The 11,369-nt window shown below is 35.9% G+C and carries 9 protein-coding genes; 5 read left to right on the top strand and 4 right to left on the bottom strand.

Going from position 1 to position 11,369, the window contains the following annotated elements; translation table 11 throughout:
- Positions 1–87 precede the first annotated feature (87 nt).
- From ACZ2G0_RS02580 to ACZ2G0_RS02570, 3 genes are read left to right on the top strand one after another with little or no spacing between them, the layout of a single operon-like run.
- Positions 88–1,020, top strand: coding sequence for a 1-phosphofructokinase family hexose kinase (locus tag ACZ2G0_RS02580; RefSeq protein ID WP_470308867.1), 933 nt, complete (start codon positions 88–90; stop codon positions 1,018–1,020).
- 46 nt (positions 1,021–1,066) lie between these two features.
- On the top strand, positions 1,067–1,591 hold the full coding sequence (locus ACZ2G0_RS02575) for a hypothetical protein (protein ID WP_470308866.1): 525 nt from the start codon (positions 1,067–1,069) through the stop codon (positions 1,589–1,591).
- Positions 1,592–1,607: 16 nt separating this feature from the next.
- The gene (locus ACZ2G0_RS02570; RefSeq protein ID WP_470308865.1) at positions 1,608–2,102 is read left to right on the top strand and encodes a hypothetical protein; all 495 of its coding nucleotides are present in this window, start codon (positions 1,608–1,610) and stop codon (positions 2,100–2,102) included.
- Positions 2,103–2,168: 66 nt separating this feature from the next.
- On the opposite strand, the gene lepA is transcribed toward ACZ2G0_RS02570, so the two are convergent.
- Together lepA and ACZ2G0_RS02560 are read right to left on the bottom strand one after the other, a co-directional pair.
- Positions 2,169–3,965 (bottom strand): translation elongation factor 4, encoded by a 1,797-nt coding sequence (gene lepA / locus ACZ2G0_RS02565; protein ID WP_470308864.1) that lies wholly within the window; start codon positions 3,963–3,965, stop codon positions 2,169–2,171.
- Between the two features lie 129 nt (positions 3,966–4,094).
- Positions 4,095–5,087 (bottom strand): YihY/virulence factor BrkB family protein, encoded by a 993-nt coding sequence (locus ACZ2G0_RS02560; RefSeq protein ID WP_470308863.1) that lies wholly within the window; start codon positions 5,085–5,087, stop codon positions 4,095–4,097.
- A gap of 153 nt (positions 5,088–5,240) precedes the next feature.
- Here ACZ2G0_RS02560 and dusB point away from each other — a divergent pair, with 153 nt between their 5' ends.
- Entirely contained in the window at positions 5,241–6,233 is a 993-nt protein-coding gene (gene dusB, locus ACZ2G0_RS02555; RefSeq protein WP_470308862.1) for a tRNA dihydrouridine synthase DusB, read from the top strand.
- A gap of 65 nt (positions 6,234–6,298) precedes the next feature.
- On the opposite strand, the gene ACZ2G0_RS02550 is transcribed toward dusB, so the two are convergent.
- Positions 6,299–7,498 (bottom strand): ABC transporter permease, encoded by a 1,200-nt coding sequence (locus ACZ2G0_RS02550; protein ID WP_470308861.1) that lies wholly within the window; start codon positions 7,496–7,498, stop codon positions 6,299–6,301.
- Position 7,499: 1 nt separating this feature from the next.
- Positions 7,500–7,892, bottom strand: a complete 393-nt coding sequence (gene rbfA / locus ACZ2G0_RS02545) for a 30S ribosome-binding factor RbfA (RefSeq protein ID WP_300288900.1) — start codon at positions 7,890–7,892, stop codon at positions 7,500–7,502.
- Between the two features lie 211 nt (positions 7,893–8,103).
- Between rbfA and ACZ2G0_RS02540 the strand changes: the two genes are divergently transcribed.
- Positions 8,104–11,265, top strand: a complete 3,162-nt coding sequence (locus ACZ2G0_RS02540) for a UvrD-helicase domain-containing protein (protein WP_470308860.1) — start codon at positions 8,104–8,106, stop codon at positions 11,263–11,265.
- Positions 11,266–11,369: the final 104 nt, after the last annotated feature.

Below are 11,369 nucleotides of genomic sequence, written 5' to 3'. Positions count from 1 at the left end.
GGTGAAAATTTTGATTTTCACCCTTTTTATTCCCCTATTATTGATTTAAATTTTTGAAGCTGCTGCAATTCTTATTAAATTTATCAAATGAAAAAAAATAAAATTATTACACTAACAGTAAATCCAGCTCTAGATAAAAGCGCCCATTTTAAAGGTTTGGTTCCTGAACAAAAGATACGATGCGATGCCCCTCGATTTGATGCTGGAGGCGGTGGGATAAATGTTTCTAAAGCAATTTTTCGTTTGGGAGGTGAGTCGCTTGCAATATTCACCGCTGGCGGTCCTACAGGTGAAACAATAAAGGACTTGCTAACACAAGAAGGTATCGCTATAGCACCTATTGAAGTTACTAATTGGACAAGAGAAAGCTTTGTGGCTGTTGACGATAATACTAATTCGCAGTATCGATTTGGTTTTCCGGGTGCTGCTATGAGCACCTCTGAAAAAGACACAATTTTGTTAAAAATGCAATCCATATCCTGTGATTTTTTAGTACTCAGTGGTAGTATTAGTGAAGGACTTCCTGTTGATTTTTATAGCCAAATTGCTCTTGTTGCTAAGCAATTAGGTATTAAAGTTATTGCAGATACGTCAGGTGAATCCCTGCACAAAATTTTAGAAACAGGTGTTTATCTAATCAAACCTAATGTAGGCGAGTTAGCCAAATTGGTAGGTGTTCCAAGTTTAGAGATGGAAGAAGTAGATGAAGCTGCAAAAAAGATCATTTCGAGTGGTGGCGCTGAAATTGTTGTTGTTTCCCTTGGACCACAAGGAGCTGTTTTAGTGACTAAAGATTCCTATGACTACGTCCCTGCTCCCAATGTGGTCAAAAAAAGTACCGTTGGTGCTGGCGATAGTATGGTAGGCGGAATGGTGTGGGCGCTTTCGCAAAATAAAAGCTTGAAAGAAGTAATCCGTTGGGGAGTTGCTTGTGGATCGGCAGCAACTATGAATGAAGGAACGCAATTGTTTAAATTCGAAGATGCAAAGCGTTTATACGATTGGTTACAAAAGAGTTAGTTGTAGCGCTTTGAAGTTCAATAATTAAAAAAAAGAGCAAGATAAGATGGAACAATTACCATATCATCATAAAGAGGACATTAAAAAACGATTACAAGAAGGAACTTTTTCAGAAGTTGACGAGATATCTAAAATAATGCAATTAGGCCATGACGAAACTATGGCAGTAAATCTTTTAACTACCCTAATAAAAGAGTACAAACAAGAGCTGTATTTCAATTTGAAGGAAGAAAAAGAGAAAGAAGAAAAAGGAAATATTGCTACAACTGTAGCTGTAGTATCTTCTTTATTAGTTGCTGTTATGGGTCAAAACAACGTTCTATTACTTTTGTTTTCCATAGTAGTGGCTGTTGGAGCAGGATATATCGGTTTTCCTGATAAGCCAATTGCCGCAATAGTAGGTTTCGTTACAGGAGCTATATTGATGCCCGTTGTAGTTGGTTTTTATTTAAGTGGACGAAGTTCTTTTTTTACCTTAGAAATGATTATACCTATGGCCTTATCCTTTGGACCTGGCTTGCTAATAAAGTATCTTATCTCAAGATATTTTTATAATGACCTTAATGATTAATTAAATTTAGATAAATATGATTGACAATTATAACTACAATGAATTGTATAAACGATTTGAACCTCAAGAAAATAAGTGTACTTATTGCGGACGAGAAGAAGTGCAAAATATTGATGAATGCTATTACATTCCTTTATTTATGACTAAGGATAGTACAAATTTAGTTGTATATCGATCCGTTAAGTTTGCCAAAATTTTAATTGGTATTCCAAGATGCTCCAATTGTAAAAAAATTCATGAAAACGCAAGTTATAAAGCAGCAATGTTATCTTGGGGAACAGCAATTGCTCTTGTAGCACTATTATTTTATAATATGGTAGCGGTGGGAGGAATTGTCCTCGCTTTAGGGTTTATTGCAGCGATTTTTATTGGTATTTATGGTTCACAACAATTGAAGGATAGGTTTGCTGTAAGTAATGACATCTATGCGCTTAAGGATGGTGCCGAGACTAATGAGATCGTACGTGATTTAGTACTTGCCGGTTGGTCACTGGAACAGCCCGCTCCATAAAAAAACCTGATAATTTTTACATTATCAGGTGTCCTTTTTATTCTTGGTTCTATTCTCTAGAAAAGCTTAATCATTCAATTTCAAAACAGCCATAAACGCTTCTTGCGGAATCTCAACATTTCCAACCAATCTCATACGTTTTTTACCTTTTTTCTGTTTTTCCAAAAGCTTACGTTTACGAGAAATATCTCCACCGTAACATTTTGCTGTAACATCTTTACGTAAAGCTTTAATGGTTTCACGAGCAATAATTTTAGCTCCAATTGCGGCTTGAATCGGAATATCAAACTGTTGTCTTGGAATCAATTCGCGCAATTTCTCACACATTTTTTTACCAATGTTGTAAGCGTTACTTTCATGAATCAAAGCAGACAAAGCATCTACTGATTGAGCATTAAGTAAGACATCTAAACGCACTAATTTTGAAGTTCTCATTCCAATTGGTGAGTAATCAAAAGAAGCATATCCTTTAGAAACCGTTTTTAAACGATCGTAAAAGTCAAATACAATCTCGGCTAATGGCATATCAAAGTTCAACTCAACACGTTCTGTAGTCAAGTACGTTTGATTAGTTATGATACCACGTTTTTCAATACACAAACTCATAACGTTTCCAACGAAATCTGCTTTAGTAATGATAGTTGCTTTAATAAAAGGCTCCTCTACGCGATCTAATTTTGAAGGTTCTGGTAAATCAGATGGATTATTTATAATGAAAGGAGTTTCAGGATCTTTTTTGGTGTAAGCCAAATAAGAAACGTTGGGAACTGTAGTAATTACAGTCATGTCAAACTCACGTTCCAATCGCTCTTGGATAATCTCCATGTGTAGCATTCCTAAAAATCCACAACGGAAACCAAAACCTAAAGCAGCGGAACTTTCAGGTAAAAATACTAACGATGCATCGTTTAATTGTAGTTTTTCCATTGAAGCACGCAAGTCTTCATAATCTTCAGTATCTACAGGATATATTCCAGCAAAAACCATTGGTTTTACGTCCTCAAAACCAGTAATCATATTGGTGGTTGGTACCTTAGCATCAGTCAAGGTATCTCCCACTTTTACTTCTTTGGCCTCTTTGATCCCTGAAATTAAATACCCAACATCACCTGCTGAGATTACCTGTTTCGGTACTTGATCTAATTTTAAGGTTCCAATTTCGTCAGCAAAATATTCATTGCCAGTAGCCATGAATTTGATTTTTTGCCCTTTTTTTATCTGTCCGTTTTTTACACGAAAAATAACCTCAATACCTCTAAAAGGATTGTAATGAGAGTCAAATATTAAGGCTTGTAGTGGCTCATCAACATTTCCTGTTGGAGCAGGAATTTTTTCGATAATGGCAGCTAATATATTCTCTACACCAAAACCTGTTTTTCCAGAAGCATGAATAATATCCTCTAATTTACATCCTAGTAAATCAATAATATCATCACTTACTTCTTCAGGATTGGCTGATGGCAAGTCTACTTTATTTAAAACTGGAATAATTTCCAAGTCATTCTCTAAAGCTAAATATAAGTTCGAAATAGTTTGCGCTTGAATACTTTGTGCGGCATCAACGATCAAAAGTGCTCCTTCACAAGCAGCAATAGATCGAGAAACTTCATATGAAAAATCTACGTGTCCCGGAGTATCGATTAGGTTCAGTATATATTCTTCGCCTTTATAAGTGTATTCCATTTGAATGGCGTGGCTCTTAATCGTAATTCCGCGTTCTCTTTCAAGATCCATATTATCAAGTAACTGCGCTTTTTCTTGACGAGCAGTCACCGTTTGTGTAGCACCAAGTAAACGGTCAGCAAGTGTGCTTTTCCCGTGATCAATGTGTGCAATTATGCAAAAATTCCTTATTTTTTTCATCTTTTCCATCTGTAATTTTCAAGCAAAATGCTAGCGCATTTAGTAGGCAAAGATAAGGCAAAGTTTTGATTTATAAGGGAGCCAGCATAAATTCTGTTAAAAGGGAAATTTCTTTATTTTTTGCTGTTTTTAAAGAGGATTTTTAGTTTCCCCTTTTTCCGATTCAAAAACTACTTCAGGATTCGGGGTTTCAGTATTAGGCAACACTTTTACTACTCTTTCTTTTTCAAATTGTTCTACGTAAACGGCATAATCTGCAGGTTCGATTTGAGCACCAGTATATTCAGTATACGTTTTAGTGAATTGTGCACCAAAATATAATATAGCTGCAGTATAGTACACCCAAACTAGAATTACAATTAGGGAACCAGCTGGGCCATAAGCGGAGCCAGTGCCACTTACATCAATATACAGCCCAATTAAAAAGCGACCAAGCATAAACAGACAGGCCGTAAAAAATGCTCCAATTTTAACATCTTTCCACGCTATTTTAGCATCGGGAAGAACCTTAAAGATAACCGCAAACAATATAGTAATAACCGTAAAACTTATACATATATTGATGGCTTCAAAAACGATTAGGATCACATTAGGGAAATAATGTTTCAACCAGTCGTTAATGGCTAATAAAACGCCATTAACCATGAAGGAAACGATTAATAAAAAACTCAATCCTGCTATCAGCGAGGAAGATAGTAAACGGTCTTTTATCCATTTAAGCCAGCCTCGTTTTGGTTTTGCTTTTAGGTTCCAAATGATATTAATAGAATCTTGAATTTCGCCAAAAACGGTGGTAGCCCCAATAAGAAGGGTGATACTACCAACAATTATAGATAATGTGGTTTTACCGGATAACGCGGTATTTTTTATGACATCTTGTATTTGAGCTGCTGCTTCGTAACCAATCAAACCATTGATTTCGCCAAAAACCTGACCTTGAATGGCTTCACGGCCTAAAAACACGCTAGCCAAAGAAATCATTAAGAGTAAAAGAGGTGCTAGTGAAAATACGGTATAGTAGGAAAGTGAAGCGCTTAACTTTAAGGCTCTGTTGTCTAGAAAACCTTGAAAAGTATCTCTTAGAATATGATATGCTGCTTTAAAATTTATTTTGGTAATCATGTTATTTATGTTAAGTCACAAAGCTAAAGCTTTCTGCTTTGAAAAAATTACAGAATTATTTCCTTTTTTTGTAAAATTGAGGTCGAACTACTCAACTTTAGAATTGCGTTTTAGTTTATTTAAAATGTTGTAATTTTGCATAAAATTAAGCAGATGATTAAAATAGGCAACATAGAACTACCAGATTTTCCTTTACTACTTGCTCCTATGGAGGATGTGAGCGATCCACCTTTTCGTAGATTGTGCAAAATGCATGGGGCTGATATGATGTATTCTGAGTTTATTTCTTCTGAAGGTTTAATTCGGGATGCCATCAAAAGTCGGATGAAGTTAGATATCTTCGATTACGAGCGACCGGTTGGAATCCAAATTTTTGGTGGTGATGAAGAAGCGATGGCGCTTTCTTCTAAAATTGTTTCTACTGTTAATCCTGATATTATTGATATTAACTTTGGTTGTCCAGTAAAAAAAGTAGTGTGTAAAGGAGCTGGAGCAGGAGTATTGAAAGATGTTGATTTGATGATTCGCTTAACGCAGGCGGTTATCGATAGTACGCATTTGCCGGTGACAGTAAAAACGCGTTTGGGTTGGGACGATAGTTCGATTAATATTGATGAGGTTGCGGAGCGTTTGCAAGATATTGGTGTGGCGGCTTTGAGTATTCACGCTCGTACAAGAGCACAAATGTACAAAGGGCATTCAGACTGGTCACACATTGCGCGTGTAAAGAACAACCCTAGAATTACGATGCCTATTTTTGGTAACGGAGATATCGATAGCCCTGAAAAAGCTTTACAATATAAAAACGAATACGGCATCGACGGAATCATGATTGGTCGTGCTGCTATAGGTTATCCTTGGATTTTTAACGAAATAAAGCATTTCTTTGAAACTGGGGAGCATTTGGCTAAGCCAACGGTTATTGACAGAGTTGAAGCCGTGAGAAATCACCTCACGTGGGCAATGGAATGGAAAGGAGAACGATTAGGAATTGTAGAAACGCGTCCGCATTATACCAATTACTTTAAAGGGATTCATTCGTTTAAGCCCTTCAAGCAAAAACTAGTTACCGAAGATAATCCTCTTGAATTATTTTCTATTTTAAACGAAATTCAAGACGCCTACGCCGGATATGAGGTTGTTTAGACACCGTATTAAACAAAAAATGCTACTAGATAATTAGTAGCATTTTTTGTTTTTATGATAAAAACTTATTCCAATAACTTCTTACTCACGCGACTACTAGCGATCAACGAAGCGATAAATCCAAGGGAAACAATGGTACCCATAACAATGGCCACGTTTTCCAAAGAAAAAACTACCGGATAAGCCAAAGTTGGTGTAAGCATTATCAATTCAAAGTGTTGCTGGACAACTACAATGGCAATACCTAGGGTTAAGCCTATGAGTCCGCCAATAACACTGAGCAAAGTACCCTGAAGCAAAAATATTTTACGCAGACTAGGAATCTCAACTCCTAGATTAAAAAGTGTTTTTAAATTCCCTTTTTTATCTAAAATCATCATAATCAAAGCGCCAATTAAGTTAAATAAGGCAACAACGATGACTAAGGTAAAAATTAAATAAACAACAATATTTTCGGTATTGAGCATTTTATAAAGAGACTCATTGAGTTGGGCTCTATTCTTAACCGTGACTTTATTTTTAAAAATAGTTTGCAATTTGCTAATGATTGCATTTTCATCAGCTCCTACTTTTTCCTTAAGCTCGATTCCTGAAACCTGATTGGGTTGGTACTCTAGTAATTCTTGGGCAAGGCCTAAATCAGCAAAAACATACTTGGAATCCAGGTCTTCACTAATGGCATATATACCAACAGGTATGATGGTACTTTTATTAAATGCTTGGTCGGCATTTTCAATGTTTCCTTTTCCGGGTTTAGGCACTAAAACCTCAAGTTGCTTATTGAAATCAAGTAATCCTAGAGAAAATTTCTGAGTAAGTCCGTATCCTACCACTACTTGATAGGTGTTTGGTTCAATCCATTGTCCAGTGTACATTATTTTTTTAATGTCGTTAACTTTACCAAAGTTAGTATCAACTCCCTTTAGATAAGTAACTTCTTGTTTGTCATCAAAAGTGAACAAAACACGTTCTTCAATGATTTTGGAGTACGAAGCAAGACCTTCAATTTTATTAATAGCAGCCTCTTGTTCCGGAGAAACCAAAAAAGATTTTCCTAAAACACTGCTAATTTTTAAGTCGGGATCGATATCGTTCGTAAACGAAAGGCTAAACACTTTTAAGCCACTAAAAACAGATAACACGACAAATAATGCCATAGCACCCACAATAATCCCCATACTAGCAATACGATTGATAATATTAATGGCATTGTTTTTACTGTTCGTGCGTAGGTACCGTTTGGCTATGTAAAGAGGGAAATTCAAATTAGATTTGCTTGCGTTTTTCTAGTAAATCCCTGTTTTCAATAGGATTGTCTCTGTTAGAAAGTGCATTGTTTATTTTTTCAATATAATCTAATGAGTCATCAATAAAAAACACCAAGTTAGGTACTTTTCGTAATTGCAAACGCACCCTTTGCGATAAATCATGCTTGATATTTTTAGCATTTGATTTTACCGCTTCTAAAATTTCAGGCGCTTTATCCTGAGGAAATACACTTAAATATACTGTTGCTACAGACAAGTCTGTAGTCACACTAACTTTAGATACCGAAATAATCAAATTAGATACGCCATTTTTTCTCACTTCACCTTGCAGAATGTCAACCAAATCTTTTTGGATAACCCCACCTATTTTTTTCTGTCTATTTGTTTCCATAGTGCAAAAATACTACTTTTAAACATTAAACAAACAATTTTTGAAAGCAACCTAGTAGTTAGGCTGTTTTTTGGAGCTATTTCCTGCTGTCCACTATATCTTTCCCGTCCGCTACGCCGGACTGGAAAGGATGCCGTTCCCATCAGGGCTAGGGCATAAAGTGCTACAGAAACATGAGGATTAAATCAAAAAATTGTACAACAACAACACAATGCAAAGACCTTCCTTCTCCATATACGATGCATCAGCTGGCTCAGGTAAAACATACGCACTCGTAAAAGAATATCTAAAAATTATTCTTAAAGCACCTAAAAATGATGCCTATCGCAATATCTTGGCTATAACCTTTACCAATAAAGCGGTACATGAAATGAAAAGCCGAATTGTAGGCAGTTTGTCTGAGTTTGCCAAAGAAGAACCTTCTCAAAAAGCAGCCGACTTAATGCAAGATGTAGCTGCAGATACCGCGCTTTCAATTATCGAAATCAAAACGAAATCACAACAAATCATCAAGCATATTATTCATAATTATGCGGCTTTTGATATTTCGACCATCGATAAATTCACGCACAAAGTAATTCGTGCATTTGCTCATGATCTAAATTTACCCATGACTTTTGAAGTCACCTTAGATACTGATAATTTATTGATCGAAGCAGTAGATGCCATTATCGCGCAAGCAGGTGAGGACGAAACGTTAACAAAACTGCTAGTTGATTTTACCATGGAAAAAACCGATGATGATAAATCTTGGGACATTTCACGTGAAATTTTAGAAACTGGAAAGCTAGTACTTAATGAAAATCACCGCTCTGAAATCAATAATTTTAGCGATAAATCCATAGCCGACTTTGTAGCGATAAAAATGAAGCTAGTTGAAAGTTGTAAAGTGCTCGTTAAAGACAACGCCGAATTTGCGCAAGCGGCTTTAACGCTGATTGAAAATAATGGTATCGATTTAAAGTCGTTTTCTAGAGGTACATTCCCAAATCATTTAATTAGCATTCGGGACGAGAAATACAATCCAAAAAATAAAACTTTTAAAATTGCAGAAGATATTGCAATCAATAAAGCAGCAAAAGACCGAGCGCTAATTGAGAATTTAATTCCAGAGCTAATGCAACTATTAGCTGTGATTTATAAAAATTTCGAGAAAAGAGATTTTTATACAGCGTTCTTAAAAAATATTACGCCGCTCTCTTTATTGAATACCGTAAGTAATGAATTAGCTAAAATTCAAGAGGAGCAAAATGTGCTATCCATAACCGAATTTAACTCGCTGATTCATAGGGAAATTCAAAATCAACCTGCTCCTTTTATATATGAGCGACTGGGCGAGCGCTACCGTCACTTTTTTATCGATGAGTTTCAGGACACATCTGAGATGCAATGGCAAAATCTGATTCCGTTAATTGATAATGCACTTGCGGGACAAGATGAATATGGCGAAAAAGGAACTTTAATGATTGTGGGTGATCCCAAACAATCCATTTATCGTTGGCGCGGGGGGAAAGCGGAGCAGTTTATAGACTTAAGCAAAGAGGCGAATCCATTTAGCAATCCTGATAAAAAGCTAGAACACCTGGATAAAAACTACCGCTCGTATTCACAAATCATTGATTTTAATAACGAATTTTTCAAACTGCTTTCGGCCGAATTTAAGCATCCTGATTACAAGGATTTGTATGAAAATCATAGCCATCAAAAAGCGAATAGTAAAATAGGTGGCTATGTCAATATTTCATTTATTCCAAAAGTTGATACCGTCGAAGATGATGATGAAGCGTTAGACAAAACAGAATTATATGTTTTAGCTACACTAACCACCATAAAAAAAGTCTTGTCAAAAGGGTTTGAGTACAAAGACATTGTGATTTTGACCCGTAAAAGAGATCAAGGAGTAGCTATTGCTAATTACTTGACTGAGCAAAACATACCGCTTTTGTCTTCCGAGACTTTGATGATTCAAAATGCAACTGAAGTTCGTTTGATCATTCACCTATTGAAATACCTTAAAAACAACGCCGACTTGGAGGCAAAAGCCTACTTTCTGCATTATATCGGGGAACATATTCAGGATCGGTTAGCTGTCCATGATTTCATCGCACAAGGAATGGAATATAAAAATGAAGCCGATTTTGAACATTGGTTAATGAGTTTTGATATTTCACTTTCTTTTCAAAACATTAGAAAAAAATCGCTTTATGAGGCAGTAGAAATTGTGATTGCTAAGTTTTTATCTCCCAAACTTGCCAAAGGCGGTGGAGCATATGTACAGTATTTCCTAGATATTGTATTGGAACGTGATGTGCGCAACCAAGCTGGAATCGCTGATTTCTTAAATTTTTGGGATAAGAATTCTAGTAAATTTAGTATTCCGTCTCCCGAAGGAAATAACGCAGTACGCATCATGACTATTCATAAATCAAAAGGTTTGGAATTTCCAGTTGTCATCATGCCTTTTGCCGAGGAAGATTATAGTAGGAAGCCAAAAGATAAATTATGGTTAGCTGGAGAGGGAATGGATTTTGGATTACCAAAAGTGCTAATCGATAATAGTAGTGCTGTTGAAGGATTTGGTGAAGAAGCTAAAGCCGTTTTTGATTTAAAAAAGCAAGAAGAATTACTCGATAATATCAATGTTTTATATGTAGCATTAACACGAGCAGAGGAGCAGTTGTACGTTATTTCAAATATGAATTTAACCAGCAAAGGAGAGGTGAAAACGAATGACATGTCTACTTTCTTTATCAATTATTTAGACAGTAAAGATGGTTTTGATCCAGAGCAATTGGAATATGAATTTGGAAGTGATATAAAATTATCCAAAGGTTCAAAACATATTGACACTTCAAAAAAGATAGAACAAGTGGCAGAAACATTGAATCCTAAGAATATAAAAATCGCCCAACGCGAAGCTTTGATGTGGGGAACGCATCAGCAGGAATCCATCGAATATGGTAATGTGGTACACGAAATTTTATCTTTTGTGAAAACAAAAGACGATGTAGCGCTAGCTGTCGAGAAAGCGATAGAAAATGGCTTAATTAATGTGGGACAGAAAGAATTGGTCCGCCAAACGATTTTGGATATTGTGAATCATAAGGAGTTAGAAATATGCTTCGTGCCGGGGAATATTGTATTGAATGAGCAAACCATCATTCAAAAAGAAGGAAACACCATCAAGCCAGATAGAATGGTTGTGAACCAAGCTAAGGAGGTTTATTTATTGGACTATAAGACAGGAGCGCATAATGCAAAATATCAAAAGCAATTGGAGGATTACCAATATGCGATTGAACTTATGGGTTATAAAGTCGTAAAAAAAGCGCTGATTTACATCGGAAAAGAAATCGATGTAGTAAATTTGTAGCGCAAAAATGAATTATTCGTAAAAGTCTACTCTATATGAAAGAGAGTTTAGTACGATACGAATACTTGAATTATTGAGGTCATTCGATTAACGGTAGCCTTAAG

This window comes from Flavobacterium sp. KKT103 (assembly GCF_055640565.1).
The sequence above is the reverse complement of the archived record's forward strand: the minus strand, read 5'-3'. Positions and strand labels throughout refer to the sequence as shown.